We start from the raw sequence: 16,982 nt of genomic DNA, 5'->3' as shown, positions 1-16,982 counted from the left end.
AATCAGCGGGCGGCACAGCCTTTGGTTTCGACTGCGCGCTTGTGGTTAAATACGACGTCTTTTGCCCCGGAGACTACATCGGGGTGCTCATCATAACAGGACGGCCCCGCCCAAGACAGCGGCCGTCATAGGGACGCAAGCCGCTATGCAAGTGAAACACCTGCTGCTGATCGCCATCCTCGGACTGACCGCTGCTTGTTCTTCGAAGGAAGTCGTCGACGAAAACCTGAGCGAAGCCGAGCTGTACCAGCAGGCGCAGGCCGACCTGGACAACCACAGCTACACCAGCGCCACGAGCAAGCTCAAGGCCCTGGAGTCGCGCTATCCTTTCGGTCGCTATGCCGACCAGGCCCAACTCGAGCTGATTTATGCGAACTACAAGAACGCAGAGCCCGAGGCCGCCAAATCGGCTGCCGAGCGTTTCATTCGCTTGCACCCTCAGCACCCGAACGTCGACTACGCCTACTACCTCAAGGGTCTGACTTCTTTCGACCAGGACCGTGGCCTGCTGGCGCGCTTCCTGCCGCTGGACATGACCAAGCGTGACCCGGGTGCTGCCCGTGACTCGTACAACGAGTTCGCCCAGCTCACCAGCCGCTTCCCGAACAGCCGTTACTCGCCAGACGCCAAGCAGCGCATGATCTACCTGCGCAACCTGCTGGCTTCCTACGAGATCCACGTGGCCGACTACTACCTGACCCGTCAGGCCTATGTCGCTGCCGCCAACCGTGGTCGCTATGTGGTCGAGAACTTCCAGGAAACCCCATCGGTCGGCGACGGCCTGGCGGTAATGGTCGAGGCTTACCAGCGCCTGCACCTGGATGAACTGGCTGCCACCAGCCTGGAAACCCTGAAGCTCAACTACCCGGATCACCCGAGCCTGGTCGACGGTCAATTCCAGCCCAAGCAGGAAGAAGCCGACAACCGTTCGTGGCTGTCCAAGGCTACTCTGGGCCTGATCGAGAGCGAAGCGCCGCTGCCGCCGGGTGAAACCCGCGCCAACCAGGACGTGATCAAGCAGTACGAAGACGCCAAAGAAGCAATTCCAGAAGAGCTGCTGCCTGAAAACCGCGACGCTGTCGAAGAAGAGCAGCACGAAGCGGAAGGCAACAACGACGACCGCTCGTGGTTCAGCTATATGACCTTCGGCGTGTTCGACTGAGCAACGTTGTAATAGAACGTTGCAATAGATAAAGGGAGGCCAAGGCCTCCCTTTTTTCTTGCCCGGGCCATAGACTTAAGGCTCTTCACTGATAAAGCTGAACACCCATGGTTCGCCTACTTTTCTGGATTGCCCTGATTGCTGCCGCGTTCTGGCTGTGGCGCAAGTTCAAGGCCAGCAATGCTGCGCCTCACAACAGCCTCGAAGACCCGCTGAAGATGGTACGTTGCGCCCACTGCGGCGTGCACCTGCCCAGTGACCGGGCATTACACCGCGGGGCGCAGTGGTATTGCAGCCAGGCGCACCTGGAACAAGGGCCAGGGGCGCAACGCTAGGCCCGGGTAGTCCGGTCAGGTCTGGATGGCAGCCAGACGCCCGGCGGGTGCATACGGGGTCGGGTCGATCACCGGCTCGCGGCCCAGCAACAGGTCGGCAAACAGCTGGCACGATGCAGGCGCCAGCACCAGGCCGTTGCGGTAGTGCCCGCAGTTCAGCCACAGCCCCTGGTGTTCCGGCACCTGCCCGATATACGGAATCCCTTCAGGGGAGCCAGGCCGCAACCCCGCCCAATGGGCAATCGGGATGGCCCCGGCCAGCGCCGGCAACAACTCCACCGCCGAAGCCTTCAGGCTTTCCAGCGCTTCGTCGGTTGGCGTCTTGTCATAACCGGCGTGCTCCAGGGTGCTGCCCACCAGAATATGCCCGTCACGCCGCGGAATCGCGTAGCGACCTTTGGCCAGCACCATGCTCGGCAGGAAGTCGGCGGCGCACTTGTACAGAATCATCTGGCCTTTGACCGGTTCGACCGGCAGGTCCAGGCCCAAGGTGCTCAACAGATCGCCGCTCCAGGCGCCGGCTGTCAGCACCACGCTATCACCACGAATGACACCTTTAGTGGTCTCCACGCCACAGATTCGCTCACCTTCCTGGCTGAAGCCGGTGATTTCGCAGTACTCGCGAATGCTCACATTGGGCATGGCCTGCAGCGCCGCCTTCAGCGATTTGACCAGGCGCGGGTTGCGCACGTTGGCAACGCCGGCCATATAGACAGCCCGCTGAAAGCCGCTGCCAAGTACCGGCACCGCATCGTAGGCGGCAGTAATGTCGACGGCGCTGAGCGGGCGCCCTTCCCGTGCGGCCCAGGCCAGCGCCTCGTCTTCATCGTCCAGGTCCAGCCAGTACAGGCCGGTGGTATGCACCTCGGGGTCCACACCAGTGCTGGCGAACAGGCGCTGGCCCAGCTGTGGATAAAAATCCTGCGACCAGTGCGCCAGCGCCGTCACGGCCGGGCTGTAGCGCCAGGGGTACAGTGGCGAGACAATGCCGCCGCCGGCCCACGATGATTCCTGCCCAAGCTCACCCCGATCACACAGCACAACGTGCTCGACCTCGCTGGCGAGGTTGAACGCAGTCAGCAGGCCGATCACCCCGCCGCCGACTATCACTACTTGCTTGGTCATCTATCGATCCAATTTCCGAAGTAAACCGTGAAGGGCGTCAGCCACCCCAACACCTACCGCCCGCCTCCCCTGCACTGCCAGGGTTGCCACGCACACCAGCCTGGTCCAGTTCATAGTCACCGCAGTGATCCTCCGTCATCAGGCCAGCCGGCAGCCGCCGGGCCAGGAGCCTGAAGGACTCGATATCGCGCACAGCCTGCAGGCTGTAGTGCGCGGTGCCACTGGCCAGGGACGTCTGCTCCGAGTCACTGTCGCTGTACTGGCCTGCCCGCGCGTAATGACGCTCAAGCTGCAGCGCACTTGCATACAACAGGCTGACAACGTCCGTGCGCGCAGTCGTTCTGACCTGGTCGCGGTAACTGGGGTAGGCAATGCTCGCCAGAATGCCGACCACGGCGATGACAATCAACAGTTCGATCAGGCTCAATCCTTTCTGCTGCATCATTCACCTGTTCCTTAATGGATCTGCCGCCAGAGGATCCGCTGCGCGGGCGACAGAGTTGGGTCAACAGGTTGCGCAATCACACTTTCCAGCACGCTGCGGGCCATGCCTTCGCGGCGCACGGCAGTGACGCGATAGAGGCTGACCTCGAGCCCGCGTGGCATGTGCCTGGCCTGGGTGCTCGCCCCCAGCGACTGGACAAGGTAGAAGCCGCCCGCGCCCGCCTGCCAATCCAGCCCCGAGCTTTCCCCTGGCCCCGCGTACACGCCACCGTGGGTGACGTCACCGGCTTCAGGCGGCGGCAAACAGAATGCACAAGGTGGCCATGCCTGGGCCTGTACCCGGGACTCTGCGTATTGCAGCAACTGATGCGCCTGGTCGAAGACCTGCAAGGATGTGCGCAGGTTTCGCGCCATGCGTTCTTGCTGGAGCGCACTGCCTGCTGACGAGAGCCCGAGCAGGCCCAGCAACAAAACCATCGTCAGGCTGATCAGCAGCACCAGGCCGCGCTGCCCTCTCATGAACTGGCCACCGGATTTTCCAGTGCGATACGCATGCCGTACGCCTGCGACCTGGCACGTTGCTGTGGGTCGAACAGGGTCAGGCTCAGATGCACCGCGTCTTTGTGCAGTTCAAGCTGCAGGTCACTGACTCCGTCAACCAGCACGCCGGTGCTCGACCCGCTACGCAAGTGCAACTGATGGCCCTCCAGACGGTAAACCTGGCGGTGCAGGGCCACGGCAAACTGCCCGGCGCCCGGTACCTGCGGCCCCGCCTGCACACGGGCCTGCGTTCGGCAGTCGGTAAGCAAGGTCCAGTCCGGGCGACCACCGCCCTGGGTAACTTCTGCGCTGATCAGGCTCAGGCGTTGCAGGCGCCCGTCTGCCCCCTGGGTGACGTGCAGGGGTTGGGCAAAGGCTTCGGCGTGCAAGGGGTCGTCAAACTTGATGGCGTCTTGCTGCAGGCAACCGAACATGCCCGCCATGCGGATACTCTGGGCCAGACGTTGCAGGGCCTGGCGTGCATCTTCCTGCATCCGGGCCGCCGCGGCTTGCGCCTGCCACGACTGGCATGCCGCCATAAACAACCGACTGGCACCCAGCAACAGGAGTAAGCCCAGGCTCAGGGCCAGCAGCACTTCCAGCAGGCTGAAGCCCGTCTGCCGCCTCATCGCTCCTGCTCTGCATAAGCCGCCTGGGTAGTGCGTAACGCACTGTCCGTAGCCTGTAACGCCTGCACCTGCAACGCGGCCAGCGCGAGAAAGCCCATCCCCAGCACCACCATCGCCAGCAGTACTTCAATCAACGTCATGCCTGTTTGCCGCCCGCCATCCATGGCTTACCCCCGCAGACTTTTCCACATCCCTTTGCCAAACCGGCCGACTGGACGCCGACAGCAACGGGCTCGACTCTATAGCGAAGCACTTCCAGGGAGGAATGCAGCGTGAGGCAACAGGGCGTAACACTGATACAAATGTTGTTCGCGCTGGGGCTGCTGGGGTTGCTTACCCAGCTGGGTGTCCCGGCCTACAACCGCATAAGTGAAGGGCTACAACGGCAAACGACAGCCAATGACCTGGCCGCAGCATTACGCACCACACGCAGTGAAGCGCTGCTCCGCAACAGCGTGGTACGCCTGCAGGCGATTGATGCGGACTGGAGTAACGGTTGGCGGATGCTGCTTGAACAGGACAACCCATTACTGCTGCATGAGTGGCGCAGCAACGGGCGAACCGTGATTGTGGGGAATCAGCCACTGAAGCGATACATACGCTTCAATGGCTTGGGGGTTCCACTGCTGGAGAGTGGAGGCCTGCAGATCGGGACGCTGTTTATTTGCCAGCGTCCCGAGTTACTGAGTCATTACCAGATAGTGCTGTCACGCAGTGGAAGAGTCAGTTTACGCAATGACCTGACCAAGCAAGCGCTGTGCGCGGCTGCCGGGTCAAATCAGTGAACGAACGCGCAGTTCCTTGGGCATCGAGAAAGTGATGTTCTCTTCGCGCCCATCCAGCTCTTCAGCGCCGACAGCGCCCCATGCCCGAAGCTGCTCGATCACCCCGCGCACCAGCACTTCCGGTGCAGAAGCACCCGCGGTAATGCCAATACGCTCGACACCGTCGAACCAGCTTTGCTGCAGGTCTTCGGCGCCATCGATCAGGTAAGCCGGCGTTGACATACGCTCGGCCAGCTCGCGCAGACGGTTGGAGTTGGAGCTGTTCGGGCTGCCGACAACCAGTACCACATCGCACTCGTCAGCCAGTTGCTTGACCGCATCCTGGCGGTTCTGGGTGGCGTAGCAGATATCGTCCTTGCGCGGGCCGCCGATATTCGGGAAGCGCGCACGCAGGGCATCGATCACCCGGCTGGTGTCATCCATCGACAGGGTCGTCTGGGTAACAAAGGCCAGTTTGTCCGGGTCATTGACCTGCAACTTGGCAACATCAGCTTCGTCTTCGACCAGGTAGATCGCGCCGCCATTGCTGGCGTCGTACTGGCCCATGGTGCCTTCGACTTCCGGATGCCCGGCATGGCCGATCAGGATGCACTCACGGCCGTCACGGCTGTAGCGCGCCACCTCGATGTGCACCTTGGTGACCAGCGGGCAGGTGGCATCGAAAACCTTCAGGCCGCGCCCGGCCGCTTCCTGGCGCACAGCCTGGGAAACACCGTGAGCACTGAAGATGACAATGACATCATCCGGCACCTGGTCCAGTTCTTCGACAAAGATCGCCCCACGGTTGCGCAAGTCTTCGACCACGAACTTGTTGTGCACCACTTCGTGACGCACATAGATCGGCGGGCCAAAGACTTCCAGGGCGCGGTTGACGATTTCGATCGCCCGGTCCACGCCCGCACAGAAGCCGCGAGGGTTGGCGAGTTTGATTTGCATGCTTGGCTCCGGGCTCAAAGCGCCGTGACTTCGAGGATTTCCACCTCAAAGCTCAGGGTCTTGCCGGCCAGTGGGTGATTGAAGTCGATGGTCACCTGGGCGTCATCGAATGCCTTGACCACACCTGGCAGCTCGGCGTTGGCGGCATCGTTGAAGATCACCAGCAGGCCTTCAGACAGTTCCATGTCATTGAATTGCGACCGTGGAATGATCTGCACGTTCTGCGGGTTCGGCTGGCCGAAGGCGTTCTCCGGCTCAACGGTCACGGTGCGCTTGTCACCCGCCTTGAAGCCGAAGATTGCGGCTTCGAAGCCTGGCAGCAGGTTGCCGTCGCCGACCTTGAACACCGCCGGCGATTTGTCGAAGGTGCTGTCGACGGTGTCGCCGTTTTCCAGGTGCAGCGCGAAGTGCAGTTTGACTTCGGTGTTCTGGCCGATTCGGGTTTCAGTCATGGACGGGTTCTCCGGACTTTTTGCTCTTGAACATATCCAGCGCCAGCATCACCGCGCCAACGGTGATGGCGCTGTCGGCCAGGTTGAAGGCCGGGAAGTACCAGCGGTTCTGCCAGTGCACGAGGATGAAGTCGACCACGTGGCCAAGCACGATACGGTCGTACAGGTTGCCCAGCGCACCGCCAAGCACCAGCGCCAGCGCCACGGCCAGCCAGGTTTCGTTGCGCCCCAGGCGCTTGAGCCAGACCACCAGCACGGCGCTGACCACCAGTGCGATCAGTGCGAACAGCCAGCGCTGCCAGCCAGAGCTGTCAGCCAGGAAACTGAAGGCCGCACCGGTGTTGTAGGCCAGGGTCCAGCTGAAGTAGTCGGGGATGACCACGATCTGCTGGTACAGGCTCAGCGCGCCCTCGAAGTAGACCTTGCTGGCCTGGTCAAGGACCAGGACCAGCAAGCTCAGCCAGAGCCAGCCAAGGCGCCCGAAGCGCCCTGCAGCAGGGTTAGGCATAGTGACGCACCTCGCCGTTGCCGCTGATGTTGTCGGCGCAACGGGCGCAGATTTCCGGATGTTCGGGGTTCACGCCAACGTCGGCGCGGAAGTGCCAGCAACGACCGCACTTGGTGTGCGCGGACTTGACCACTTTGAGCTTCAGGCCTGCGACTTCGGTTTCCACCGCATCGGCAGGTGCCTGCACGAACGGGGCGACGGTCGCGGCCGAGGTGATCAGCACGAAACGCAGCTCGTCGCCGAGCTTGTTCAGGTCGGCACTCAGGCCTTCGTCGGCAAACAGGGTGACTTCGGCTTGCAGGTTGCCACCGATGGCCTTGGCCGAACGCTGGTTTTCCAGTTCCTTGTTGACTGCGGTCTTGGCCGCCATCACGCGATCCCAGTACGCACGGCCCAGTTCGAAGCCTTCCGGCAGCTCGGTCAGCCCCTGGTACCAGGTGTTGAGCATGACCGATTCGTTACGCTCGCCCGGCAGGTACTGCCACAGCTCGTCTGCGGTGAACGCCAGGATCGGCGCGATCCAGCGCACCAGCGCCTCGCTGATGTGGTACAGCGCGGTCTGGCAGGAACGACGGGCAACACTGTTGGCGCCAGTGGTGTACTGGCGGTCCTTGATGATGTCCAGGTAGAAGCCACCCAGCTCCTGCACGCAGAAGTTGTGGATCTTCGAGTAGACGTTCCAGAAGCGGTATTCGCCGTAGTGCTCTTCCAGCTCGCGCTGCAGCAGCAGGGTACGGTCGACGGCCCAGCGGTCCAGTGCCAGCATGTCTTCGGCCGGCAGCAGGTCGCGCGCCGGATCGAAGCCCGACAGGTTGGAGAGCAGGAAGCGTGCAGTGTTGCGGATACGACGGTAAGCGTCGGCGCTGCGCTGCAGGATCTGATCGGAAACCGCCATTTCGCCGGAGTAGTCAGTGGCCGAAACCCACAGGCGCATGATGTCGGCACCCAGGGTGTCGTTGACCTTCTGCGGCTCGATGGTGTTGCCCAACGACTTGGACATCTTGCGGCCGTTTTCGTCAACGGTGAAACCGTGGGTCAACAGTTCGCGGTACGGCGCGTGGCCGTCGATGGCACAACCGGTCAGCAACGAGGAATGGAACCAGCCACGGTGCTGGTCGGAACCTTCCAGGTACAGGTCGGCACGCGGGCCGGTTTCGTGACCGATGTTGTGCGAGCCACGCAGTACATGCCAGTGGGTAGTACCGGAGTCGAACCAGACGTCGAGGGTGTCGGCGATCTTGTCGTATTGAGCGGCCTCGTCACCGAGCAGTTCGGCAGCGTCCATCTTGAACCAGGCTTCGATGCCTTCGTTCTCGACACGCTTGGCGACTTCTTCCATCAGCTCGACGGTACGCGGGTGCAGTTCACCGGTCTGTTTGTTGAGGAAGAACGGGATCGGCACACCCCAGTTACGCTGACGCGAGATGCACCAGTCCGGACGGTTGGCGATCATCGAGTGCAGACGCGCCTGGCCCCAGGCCGGGACGAACTTGGTTTCTTCGATGGCTTTGACCGCACGCTTGCGCAGGGTTTCGCCGTTGTCCGGCTGCTTGTCCATGCCCACGAACCACTGCGCGGTAGCGCGGTAGATCAGCGGGGTTTTGTGGCGCCAGCAGTGCATGTAGCTGTGGCTGATGGTTTCGGTGTGCAGCAGCGCACCGACTTCGGTCAGTTTGTCGACGATCGCAGGGTTGGCCTTCCAGATGAACTGGCCACCGAAGAATTCCAGCGACTGCACGTACACACCGTTGCTCTGCACCGGGGTAAGGATGTCGTCGTTGACCATGCCGTAACGCTTGCAGGTGACGAAGTCGTCCTCGCCGTAGGCAGGCGCGGAGTGAACCACACCGGTGCCGGCGCCGAGCTCGACGTAGTCGGCCAGGTAAACTGGCGACAGGCGGTCGTAGAACGGGTGACGGAAGTTGATCAGGTCCAGTGCCGAACCTGGCGCGGTGGCGATGACCGAACCTTCCAGCGCATAACGCTTCAGGCACGACTCGACCAGCTCGGCAGCCAGTACCAGCAGCTTGTCGCCGACGTCGACCAGGGCGTAGTTGAACTCCGGGTGGACGTTCAGCGCCTGGTTGGCCGGGATGGTCCACGGGGTGGTGGTCCAGATGACAATCGACGCCGGCTTGGCCAGCGCAGAAAGACCAAACGCAGCGGCCAGCTTGGCTTCGTCAGCCACCTGGAAGGCCACGTCGATGGTTTGCGATTTCTTGTCGGCGTACTCGACTTCCGCTTCAGCCAGGGCCGAGGCGCAATCGAAGCACCAGTTCACTGGCTTGAGGCCCTTGAACACGAAGCCGTGCTTGACCATCTCGGCCAGGGCGCGGATTTCACCGGCCTCGTTGGCGAAGTTCATGGTCTTGTAAGGGTTGTCCCAGTCACCCAGCACACCCAGGCGGATGAACTCGGTCTTCTGCCCTTCGATCTGCTCGGCGGCATAGGCACGGCACAGCTCACGGGTTTTGTCCGCGGTCAGGTGCTTGCCGTGGGTAACTTCAACCTTGTGCTCGATCGGCAGGCCGTGGCAGTCCCAGCCGGGCACGTACGGGGCGTCGAAACCGGACAGGGTCTTGGAGCGGACAATCATGTCCTTGAGAATCTTGTTCAGCGCATGACCGATGTGGATCTTGCCGTTGGCGTAGGGCGGGCCGTCGTGCAGCACGAACTTCGGACGATCCTTGCCAATTTCGCGCAGCTTCTGGTACAGGCCAATGCTGTCCCAGCGCTGCAGAATCTGCGGTTCGCGCTGTGGCAGGCCGGCCTTCATCGGGAAGGCGGTGTCCGGAAGGTTTAGCGTGGCTTTATAGTCGGTCATTTCAGGCTCTTCGTTAGCGGTTGAGCGTGCCAATGGGCACGTGCGGCGGCGATATCCGCATCGATCGCCGACTTCAGCGCCTCCAGGGAGGCGAAACGCTGCTCGTCGCGCAGCTTGTGGTGGAACTCCACCGTCAGACGCCGGCCATAGAGATCGCCGGCAAAATCCAAGATGTGCACTTCCAGGTGGGCACTGCCATCACCTGAAACGGTTGGCCGTACGCCGATGTTGGCGACGCCTGGCCACGCCTTGCCATCGAGTTCGACACTGACCAGGTAGACACCGGTCAGCGGTACGCGATGACGCTTGAGTTGTATGTTGGCGGTCGGGGTACCAAGCTGGCGCGCCAGCTTTTGTCCGTGCAAGACGCGACCGCTGATACGGTACGGGCGCCCGAGCAGACGTTCGGCCAAGGCAAAATCGGCTTTGGCCAACGCCTGGCGCACCTGCGTGCTGCTGACCCGCAGGCCCTCCAGCTCGACAGTTTGCGCAGCTTCTACAGTAAAGCCCTGACTCAACCCGGCTTGCTGAAGAAACTCGAAGTCGCCGACGCGGTCGCAGCCAAAGCGGAAATCATCACCGACTTCCAGGTGTTTTACACCCAGACCATCGACCAGAATCGTGTCGACGAACTCGGCGGCACTGAGTTTGCTCAGGCGCTGGTTGAACGCCAGGCACAGCACGCGGTCAACACCTTCGGCGGTCAGCAACGCGACTTTGTCACGCAGGCGTGCCAAACGCGCCGGGGCGGTCTCGGGAGAGAAGTATTCACGCGGCTGTGGCTCGAAAATCACCACGCAGCTGGGCACGCCCAGCGCGACCGCTCGCTCACGCAAACGCGCCAGGATTGCCTGGTGGCCACGGTGAACACCGTCGAAGTTGCCAATAGTGGCGACACAGCCCCGGTGCTGGGGGCGCAGGTTGTGAAGGCCTCGAACCAGCTGCATAACGCGCTTCTTGCTCATAAAGTGGTCGATTATAACCACACCCGGGCGCTGACGACAGGCAGCAGCGCAACCCCGAGGCATGGAATGGATAAAACCGACGTCTGGCCGTGCTCGCGGCTCAATGCAGCGCCTTGCGCGCAAAGTCGCGCAGGCGGAAACCGAACACGAACAGACTGCCGAAATACGTCACAACACCCGCCAGAATCAGCGCCCCCAAACGCAGGAAGCGTTCAAGCATCTGCCCTTCTGCCCAGGCTGGCATGTAATGCATGCCTACCAGCAATACCGCCGACATCAACAGCACCGCCACAATCAGCTTGGCGAGGAACTTCGCCCAGCCCGGTTGCGGCTGGAACAACTGCTGCTGACGCAGCTTCCAGTACAGCAAGCCGGCATTCAGGCAGGCGCCGAGGCTGATGGCCAGGGCCAGGCCCGCGTGCTGCAGGTGGCTGATGAACGCCAGGTTGAACAACTGGGTACAGACCAGCGTAAACAAGGCGATTTTAACCGGAGTACGGATGTTCTGCTGGGCATAGAACCCCGGCGCCAGCACTTTGACCAAAATGATGGCCAGCAGCCCCACCGAATAGGCGATCAGGGCGCGCTGGGTCATCGCGGCGTCGAACGCCGAAAACTTGCCGTACTGGAACAGCGCGACGGTCAACGGTTCGGCCAGGATCGCCATGGCCAGGGTGCACGGCAGCACCAGCAGGAAGCACAGGCGCAGGCCCCAGTCGAGAATACGCGAGTACTCGTGACGGTCGCGATTGGCATAGGTTTTGGCCAGGGTTGGCAGCAAGATGGTGCCCAGGGCCACGCCCAGGACGCCGGAAGGCAATTCCATCAGGCGATCGGCGTAATACATCCACGACACGGAGCCGGCGACCAGGAACGACGCAAAGATCGTGTTGATGATCAGCGAAATCTGGCTGACCGACACCCCGAGGATGGCCGGCAGCATCTGTTTGAGCACCCGCCAGACGCCGCTGTCACGCAGGTTCAGGCGCGGCAGCACAAGCATGCCGATCTTCTTCAGGTGGGGCAGCTGATACAGCAACTGCGCCAACCCACCGGCCAGTACGCCCCAGGCGAGCGCCATGATCGGCGGGTCGAAATACGGTGTCAGGAACAGGGTAAAGGCGATCATCGCCACATTGAGCAGCGTGGGCACGAACGCCGGCACCGAAAAGCGGTTCCAGGTGTTGAGGATGGCCCCGGCCAGCGACGACAGCGAGATGAGCAATATATAAGGGAACGTGACCCGCAGCAGGTCGGTGGTCAGCTGGTACTTCTCGGCGCTGTCGACAAACCCCGGGGCGGTAACCCATACCACCCAGGGCGCAGCCAGAATGCCCAGGGCCGTGACCAGTGCCAGTACCAGGGTCAGCAAACCGCTGACATAGGCAACGAAGGTGCGGGTCGCTTCCTCACCCTGCTGGGTCTTGTACTCCGCCAGAATCGGCACGAACGCCTGGGAAAACGCGCCCTCCGCGAAGATCCGGCGCAACAGGTTGGGCAGCTTGAAGGCAATGAAGAAGGCATCGGTGGCGACACCAGCGCCGAATACCCGCGCAAGGATCGTGTCGCGGACAAAGCCCAGCACCCGGGAAATCATGGTGATGGAGCTGACGGCGGCCAGGGATTTCAGAAGGTTCATCGAAAGTTTTTCACGCCTTAAGATAAAGGGCTGTGCCGGAACGCGCCCAGTTGTGCGATACTCCGCGCCGCAACGCAAGCAGAGCAAAAACTCCCGAGTTTACAGGTCATACCGCAGAAGGGAATCACTCCCTTGTAAGGAACGACCACTCAGCGGAACCATGCAAGTGCCCTTGACAACCGATTAACTCATCGGCATGATTCGCGGCCTATTTTGTTTGCTATTTACCAAGTCTTTCGAGGAGCTCGACGGTGGCCAACTCACCTTCCGCCAAAAAACGTGCAAAACAGGCTGAGAAGCGTCGCAGCCACAACGCCAGCCTGCGTTCCATGGTTCGTACCTACATCAAGAATGTGGTTAAAGCCATCGACGCAAAAGACGCCGAAAAAGCGCAAGCTGCTTACATCCTGGCTGTGCCAGTTATCGACCGCATGGCCGATAAAGGCATCATCCACAAGAACAAGGCTGCTCGCCATAAAGGCCGTCTGAATGGCCACATCAAGGCGCTGAAACTGGCTGCCTAAGCGACACGCTTGTTAAAAAACCGACCCTAGGGTCGGTTTTTTATTGCCTGCGATTTAGTGTTTCACCTCTTAAGTTTCAGAGGGTACCGCTCATTCTGTAGGAGCTGGCGTAGCCTGCGATCGATCGCGCAGCGATCGCAGGCCACAACCCGATACCACAGTTACTTGCCGATCTGAATCTTCGGAGCCCACTGCAGCCATTCGTCTTCCGCCTTGTCGAACAAGGCAAAGGTCTGCTGTGGTCGCGCCGGGTTACCCATCTGCTCGCCATCTGGCGTGGCAAAGGCAATGCCACCTTCGATCATGGTTTCCAGCGACTCTGTACGCACCGTAGCCCCTTTGAACAAGCCGAAATCGAAGCCGAAGCCACTGCTGTTCCAGAACCGGCTGCCTCCTCGTACCAGGGCGGCATAACGTGGCTCGATGAGGATATGGATCAGCACGCGGTCAGCCGTTTGCCCCAGCTCGAACCCTGTCACCTTGCCAACCGGGATTTCGCGGTAGGTCACCGGCACACCAGGCTTGATCGACCCCCTTCGCGGCGCACTGAGCACTAACGCGAGCCCCGCTTCACGCTCGGAGAAATCAGGTGCTTCGGCCAGCGCGTTGAATGTACGCTGCGGCCCCAGGTTCTTCACCGCCGGCTGCACCTCCAGGTACTGCCCGGTGACCAGGGTTTCCAGGTTTGCGGTCTTGACGATCCCCAGTGCCGGCTTGACCACCCAGAACTGCGTCCCTTCGCGCGCTATGCGCTCCGGCACCTCGGTAATGCGCGCCTTGAGCAGCACCGCCTGCAGGTCCTTGGTCAGGTCCACCTGCTCCACCTTGCCGACATCCAGGCCCTTGAAGCGAATCGGCGTGCCGACCTTCAGGCCGTCAGCGCGCTCTACCCGAATTGTAACGGTGGTGCCGCTGCGATTGGCTGCTTCCTGGTCCGTATGCAGGCGGAAGGTAGGAATACGGCGCTTGAGCGCTACATTGGGGGTCGGTGTGTCGAACGCGATGCCACCGGCCATCAGGCTTTGCAGCGACTCGCTCTTGATCTGGATGCCCGACAAACCGCCGGTGAGGGTGATGCCGCTGGCATTCCAGAACCGCGTCGAACCGTTGACCAGGTTGGCGTACTCCTTCTCGATGTGCACACCAATCAGCAGGCGGCCGCTCTTTTTCGAGAACTGATAGCTCTGCACGGTACCCACTTTCACCTGACGGTAAAGAATCGGGCTCCCGACCTCCAGCGAACCGAGGTTGTCACTGAACAGCACCAGATGCAGGCCCGGCGCCTTCAGGTCGAGCGGAGGCGCCTTGGGCCGCGCTTCGAACTCACGCTGCGGAGAAGCACCCTTGTCACCCGGGCGGATCGCAATGTAGTTACCCTTTACCAGAGCTTCCAGACCGGTGATGCCGGCCAGGGAGATCGATGGCTTGACCACCCAGAACTGGGTGCCGTCTACCAGGTAGTCCTCGGCCAGTGGGTCCAGGGTCAGCTCGGCGGTTGCACTGGTAAGGTCGCTATCGACTTTCAGGGCCTTGAGCGAACCGACCTGGATACCTTTGTACATGACCGGCGTACGCCCGGCCTGCAGGCCCTCAAAGTCGCTCAGCTTGACCTTGACGCGGATACCCGCCTGGGCAGCATCGAAGTCTTCGTACAGGCGGAACGGCAGGTTAGGATCGGTGGGCGGGCTGTCCTTGCGGTGCTCGGGTGTCGCAAAGGCAATGCCGCCGGCAACGATACTGGCAAGTGACTCGCTGCGTACTTTTACCCCGGACAGATTGGCATCGATACTGATGCCGCTGGCGTTCCAGAAACGCGTGTGTTTGCGCACCAGCTTGGCGTAGGCCGGCTCGATGAACACCTTGACCTCCACCGTGCCTTGGTCCTCGGCCAGACGATAGCTTTTCACCCGGCCAACCTGGATCTGCTTATAGAACACCGGGCTGTCACGGTTGAGCGAACCCAATCGGTCGGCCTTCAGGGTCAAATGCAGGCCCGGTTCGCTATCCGAAAGGGGCGGTGCTTCGTCCAGCGCCTTGAAGCGCTTGGTCGGCTCACCCTCCCCCGGGCTGACGGCGATATAGTTGCCGGAAACCAGGGTCTCCAGGCCGGTAATACCGGCCAGGGTGACACTCGGCTTGACCAGCCAGAAGCGCGTCCCGGTGTTCAGGTGCGGTTCGGCCTCCTTGTTCATCTCGATGGTAGCGATCACGCCGGTGTTGCTGCCCGTGGCATCCAGCACCAGTTCCTTGACCTTACCGACCGACATGCCCTTGAAGACCACCTCGGTCTTGTTGGCGACGATGCCTTCCCCACTTTCGAAACGAACCTGGATATTCACCCCCGATTCGCTGTAAGCCTGCCACCCCAACCATCCACCAATGACCAGTGCGATGAGGGGCAATATCCAGATAGCCGACCAGTTCGAGGCTGGGCGGGTTTTAGCCGTAGGCAAATCACTCATTGTCGTCATCCGACTCCGTGTTATCCCAAATCAGTCGGGGATCAAAAGTTACTGCAGCGAGCATCGTCAGGATCACCACACTGGCGAAGGCGACCGCACCAAGGTTGGCTTCAACACTGGCGATACGACCGAAATTCACCACCGCCACCAAAATGGCGATCACGAAGATATCCAACATCGACCAGCGCCCGATAAATTCGATGAAGCGGTACATCAAAATGCGCTGGCGCGCAGACAAGGGTTGGTGGCGCTGTACCGAATACAGCAGCAAGGCAATGCCCACCAGCTTGAATGTCGGCACCAGGATGCTGGCGATGAACACCACCGCAGCGATCGGAAACATGCCGTGTTTCATCAGGGTGACAACACCCGACATGATGGTATCCGGGCTCCCCTGCCCCAGGGCACTGACGGTCATGATCGGCAGCACATTGGCCGGAATGTAGAGAATCGCTGCTGTGATCAGCAAGGCCCAGGTTCGCACCAGGCTGTTCGGCCGCCGCGCATGGACAATCGCACCGCACCGATTGCAGGTTTGTGAAGTGCTCTCCGGATCCTGACGATTGAGTTCGTGGCATTCACCACAGATCAGAATCCCGGCATCAATCGCACGCATGCAGATCTTCCCCCGATAACGCTGTCCAGACCTGGTGAGGTGACATGACCACCTCCAGCCAGACCTGAACCAGCAACAAACTGACAAAACAGGCCAGCCCCAGGCCAAGACTCAGCTCGGCCAGATCGACCAACTTGACCATTGCGACCAGCACGCCCATGAAATAGACCTCGAGCATGCCCCAGTCACGCAGGTGGTGATAAATCCGGTACAGCAACAGACCGTAACTGCGCCCGATGTTCAGCCGAATGCTCAATAGCACGATCAGCTGACACAGCAACTTGAGTAACGGGATGGCCATGCTGCACAAAAACACGACCACCGCCACGCCGCGCATGCCGGTGTTGTACAGCCCGACCACACCACTCCAGACCGTATCGTCAGAGCTCTGCCCCAACAGGTGAAGTTGCATGATGGGCAGGAAGTTTGCGGGTATATAAAGCAGCAAGGCAGCCAGGACCAGAGCCAGGCTGCGTGGCACGACGTTGTGACGGTGGGCATAAAGCTCGTAGCCACAACGCGGGCAATGCGCCTTCTCATCCAGCTTGAGTACCGGCTTGCGCATCAACAGGTCACATTCGTGACACGCCACCAGCTGATCCAAAGGCAGGTCAGAGAGCGGACGGGATTCGACGGAGTCGGACATAGTGAACTTCTGAGTTTACATAAGGGCGGTATTCTAACCGATACACGGCAGATGGAACCGATGCGGGTCAACGGCTGGCCGTGAACCGCGCAGCGGCTTTTCGCGGCGGTCCGGCGCCCCGGTAAACCCGCTCCCACAGGATCGAGGGAGAGCTGTACTGGCGGCAGCCGGAAAAGACAAAACCCCTACCTGCGTGTGCAGATAGGGGTTTCGGAATTTAATCTTGACGATGACCTACTCTCACATGGGGAAACCCCACACTACCATCGGCGATGCATCGTTTCACTGCTGAGTTCGGGATGGGATCAGGTGGTTCCAATGCTCTATGGTCGTCAAGAAATTCTGTTGCCAGAAGGTCTTGTTAGACACTCCAGCGAATCGGGTATGTGA

General features: G+C 61.0%; 18 protein-coding genes and 1 rRNA gene. 4 read left to right on the top strand and 15 right to left on the bottom strand.

Annotated elements, in window-relative coordinates; genetic code table 11:
• Positions 1 to 145: 145 nt before the first annotated feature.
• Entirely contained in the window at positions 146 to 1,162 is a 1,017-nt protein-coding gene (locus DM813_RS12805; protein WP_128323772.1) for an outer membrane protein assembly factor BamD, read from the top strand.
• 107 nt (positions 1,163 to 1,269) lie between these two features.
• Positions 1,270 to 1,497 (top strand): PP0621 family protein, encoded by a 228-nt coding sequence (locus DM813_RS12800; RefSeq protein ID WP_128323771.1) that lies wholly within the window; start codon positions 1,270 to 1,272, stop codon positions 1,495 to 1,497.
• Positions 1,498 to 1,512: 15 nt separating this feature from the next.
• Here the strand turns inward: DM813_RS12800 and thiO are convergent, their stop codons facing one another.
• From thiO to DM813_RS12775, 5 genes are read right to left on the bottom strand one after another with little or no spacing between them, the layout of a single operon-like run.
• Positions 1,513 to 2,622 (bottom strand): glycine oxidase ThiO, encoded by a 1,110-nt coding sequence (gene thiO / locus DM813_RS12795; protein ID WP_128323770.1) that lies wholly within the window; start codon positions 2,620 to 2,622, stop codon positions 1,513 to 1,515.
• Between the two features lie 37 nt (positions 2,623 to 2,659).
• Entirely contained in the window at positions 2,660 to 3,067 is a 408-nt protein-coding gene (locus tag DM813_RS12790) for a type IV pilin protein (protein WP_277750107.1), read from the bottom strand.
• Between the two features lie 11 nt (positions 3,068 to 3,078).
• Positions 3,079 to 3,585, bottom strand: a complete 507-nt coding sequence (locus tag DM813_RS12785) for a pilus assembly PilX family protein (protein WP_128323769.1) — start codon at positions 3,583 to 3,585, stop codon at positions 3,079 to 3,081.
• Positions 3,582 to 4,235, bottom strand: a complete 654-nt coding sequence (locus DM813_RS12780; RefSeq protein WP_128323768.1) for a prepilin-type N-terminal cleavage/methylation domain-containing protein — start codon at positions 4,233 to 4,235, stop codon at positions 3,582 to 3,584. Before DM813_RS12780 ends, DM813_RS12785 begins: the two co-directional genes overlap by 4 nt.
• A complete protein-coding gene (locus DM813_RS12775) occupies positions 4,232 to 4,399 on the bottom strand; it encodes a type IV pilus modification PilV family protein (RefSeq protein WP_277750106.1) in 168 nt (55 codons plus the stop codon). The genes DM813_RS12780 and DM813_RS12775 overlap by 4 nt, the downstream gene beginning before the upstream one ends.
• 138 nt (positions 4,400 to 4,537) lie before the next feature.
• Between DM813_RS12775 and DM813_RS12770 the strand changes: the two genes are divergently transcribed.
• Positions 4,538 to 5,020 carry a GspH/FimT family protein gene (locus DM813_RS12770; RefSeq protein ID WP_128323766.1) on the top strand — a complete coding sequence of 161 codons (483 nt, stop codon included), beginning with the start codon at positions 4,538 to 4,540 and terminating at the stop codon, positions 5,018 to 5,020.
• Here the strand turns inward: DM813_RS12770 and ispH are convergent.
• The 6 genes from ispH to murJ all read right to left on the bottom strand — a co-directional run bounded on the left by ispH (position 5,009) and on the right by murJ (position 12,344).
• Positions 5,009 to 5,956, bottom strand: a complete 948-nt coding sequence (gene ispH, locus DM813_RS12765; protein ID WP_128323765.1) for a 4-hydroxy-3-methylbut-2-enyl diphosphate reductase — start codon at positions 5,954 to 5,956, stop codon at positions 5,009 to 5,011. The two genes, DM813_RS12770 and ispH, sit on opposite strands and share 12 nt — an antisense overlap.
• 14 nt (positions 5,957 to 5,970) lie before the next feature.
• Positions 5,971 to 6,408 carry an FKBP-type peptidyl-prolyl cis-trans isomerase gene (gene fkpB / locus DM813_RS12760; protein ID WP_128323764.1) on the bottom strand — a complete coding sequence of 146 codons (438 nt, stop codon included), beginning with the start codon at positions 6,406 to 6,408 and terminating at the stop codon, positions 5,971 to 5,973.
• Positions 6,401 to 6,916, bottom strand: coding sequence for a signal peptidase II (lspA, locus tag DM813_RS12755; RefSeq protein ID WP_128323763.1), 516 nt, complete (start codon positions 6,914 to 6,916; stop codon positions 6,401 to 6,403). The genes fkpB and lspA overlap by 8 nt, the downstream gene beginning before the upstream one ends.
• A complete protein-coding gene (gene ileS, locus DM813_RS12750) occupies positions 6,909 to 9,740 on the bottom strand; it encodes an isoleucine--tRNA ligase (RefSeq protein ID WP_128323762.1) in 2,832 nt (943 codons plus the stop codon). The genes lspA and ileS overlap by 8 nt, the downstream gene beginning before the upstream one ends.
• Positions 9,737 to 10,687 (bottom strand): bifunctional riboflavin kinase/FAD synthetase, encoded by a 951-nt coding sequence (ribF, locus tag DM813_RS12745; protein WP_128323761.1) that lies wholly within the window; start codon positions 10,685 to 10,687, stop codon positions 9,737 to 9,739. Before ribF ends, ileS begins: the two co-directional genes overlap by 4 nt.
• 118 nt (positions 10,688 to 10,805) lie before the next feature.
• Complete coding sequence (gene murJ, locus DM813_RS12740; protein ID WP_128323760.1) at positions 10,806 to 12,344, bottom strand: murein biosynthesis integral membrane protein MurJ; 1,539 nt, start codon at positions 12,342 to 12,344, stop codon at positions 10,806 to 10,808.
• 251 nt (positions 12,345 to 12,595) lie between these two features.
• Here murJ and rpsT point away from each other — a divergent pair, with 251 nt between their 5' ends.
• Positions 12,596 to 12,868 carry a 30S ribosomal protein S20 gene (gene rpsT / locus DM813_RS12730; RefSeq protein WP_128323759.1) on the top strand — a complete coding sequence of 91 codons (273 nt, stop codon included), beginning with the start codon at positions 12,596 to 12,598 and terminating at the stop codon, positions 12,866 to 12,868.
• Positions 12,869 to 13,029: 161 nt separating this feature from the next.
• Here the strand turns inward: rpsT and DM813_RS12725 are convergent, their stop codons facing one another.
• The 4 genes from DM813_RS12725 to rrf all read right to left on the bottom strand — a co-directional run bounded on the left by DM813_RS12725 (position 13,030) and on the right by rrf (position 16,929).
• Complete coding sequence (locus tag DM813_RS12725; protein ID WP_128323758.1) at positions 13,030 to 15,330, bottom strand: PqiB family protein; 2,301 nt, start codon at positions 15,328 to 15,330, stop codon at positions 13,030 to 13,032.
• Positions 15,323 to 15,946 carry a paraquat-inducible protein A gene (locus DM813_RS12720; RefSeq protein ID WP_128323757.1) on the bottom strand — a complete coding sequence of 208 codons (624 nt, stop codon included), beginning with the start codon at positions 15,944 to 15,946 and terminating at the stop codon, positions 15,323 to 15,325. Before DM813_RS12720 ends, DM813_RS12725 begins: the two co-directional genes overlap by 8 nt.
• The gene (locus tag DM813_RS12715) at positions 15,933 to 16,592 is read right to left on the bottom strand and encodes a paraquat-inducible protein A (RefSeq protein WP_128323756.1); all 660 of its coding nucleotides are present in this window, start codon (positions 16,590 to 16,592) and stop codon (positions 15,933 to 15,935) included. Before DM813_RS12715 ends, DM813_RS12720 begins: the two co-directional genes overlap by 14 nt.
• Positions 16,593 to 16,813: 221 nt before the next feature.
• Positions 16,814 to 16,929 (bottom strand): 5S ribosomal RNA (rrf, locus tag DM813_RS12710).
• Between the last annotated feature and the right edge of the window lie 53 nt (positions 16,930 to 16,982).

It is taken from the genome of Pseudomonas alkylphenolica (assembly GCF_004025535.1).
Taxonomy (GTDB): domain Bacteria; phylum Pseudomonadota; class Gammaproteobacteria; order Pseudomonadales; family Pseudomonadaceae; genus Aquipseudomonas; species Aquipseudomonas alkylphenolica_A.
The sequence above is the reverse complement of the archived record's forward strand: the minus strand, read 5'-3'. Positions and strand labels throughout refer to the sequence as shown.

What these genes read in the sequence shown, in the direction of transcription:
- DM813_RS12780 (WP_128323768.1), bottom strand. Translation starts at nt 4,235, where the DNA reads ATGAGGCGGCAGACGGGCTTCAGCCTGCTGGAAGTGCTGCTGGCCCTG.
- DM813_RS12805 (WP_128323772.1), top strand. Translation starts at nt 146, where the DNA reads ATGCAAGTGAAACACCTGCTGCTGATCGCCATCCTCGGACTGACCGCT.
- DM813_RS12800 (WP_128323771.1), top strand. Translation starts at nt 1,270, where the DNA reads ATGGTTCGCCTACTTTTCTGGATTGCCCTGATTGCTGCCGCGTTCTGG.
- ribF (WP_128323761.1), bottom strand. Translation starts at nt 10,687, where the DNA reads ATGCAGCTGGTTCGAGGCCTTCACAACCTGCGCCCCCAGCACCGGGGC.
- lspA (WP_128323763.1), bottom strand. Translation starts at nt 6,916, where the DNA reads ATGCCTAACCCTGCTGCAGGGCGCTTCGGGCGCCTTGGCTGGCTCTGG.
- DM813_RS12725 (WP_128323758.1), bottom strand. Translation starts at nt 15,330, where the DNA reads ATGAGTGATTTGCCTACGGCTAAAACCCGCCCAGCCTCGAACTGGTCG.
- DM813_RS12775 (WP_277750106.1), bottom strand. Translation starts at nt 4,399, where the DNA reads ATGGATGGCGGGCGGCAAACAGGCATGACGTTGATTGAAGTACTGCTG.
- ispH (WP_128323765.1), bottom strand. Translation starts at nt 5,956, where the DNA reads ATGCAAATCAAACTCGCCAACCCTCGCGGCTTCTGTGCGGGCGTGGAC.
- DM813_RS12715 (WP_128323756.1), bottom strand. Translation starts at nt 16,592, where the DNA reads ATGTCCGACTCCGTCGAATCCCGTCCGCTCTCTGACCTGCCTTTGGAT.
- ileS (WP_128323762.1), bottom strand. Translation starts at nt 9,740, where the DNA reads ATGACCGACTATAAAGCCACGCTAAACCTTCCGGACACCGCCTTCCCG.
- DM813_RS12785 (WP_128323769.1), bottom strand. Translation starts at nt 3,585, where the DNA reads ATGAGAGGGCAGCGCGGCCTGGTGCTGCTGATCAGCCTGACGATGGTT.
- DM813_RS12720 (WP_128323757.1), bottom strand. Translation starts at nt 15,946, where the DNA reads ATGCGTGCGATTGATGCCGGGATTCTGATCTGTGGTGAATGCCACGAA.
- DM813_RS12770 (WP_128323766.1), top strand. Translation starts at nt 4,538, where the DNA reads ATGTTGTTCGCGCTGGGGCTGCTGGGGTTGCTTACCCAGCTGGGTGTC.
- thiO (WP_128323770.1), bottom strand. Translation starts at nt 2,622, where the DNA reads ATGACCAAGCAAGTAGTGATAGTCGGCGGCGGGGTGATCGGCCTGCTG.
- DM813_RS12790 (WP_277750107.1), bottom strand. Translation starts at nt 3,067, where the DNA reads ATGATGCAGCAGAAAGGATTGAGCCTGATCGAACTGTTGATTGTCATC.
- murJ (WP_128323760.1), bottom strand. Translation starts at nt 12,344, where the DNA reads ATGAACCTTCTGAAATCCCTGGCCGCCGTCAGCTCCATCACCATGATT.
- fkpB (WP_128323764.1), bottom strand. Translation starts at nt 6,408, where the DNA reads ATGACTGAAACCCGAATCGGCCAGAACACCGAAGTCAAACTGCACTTC.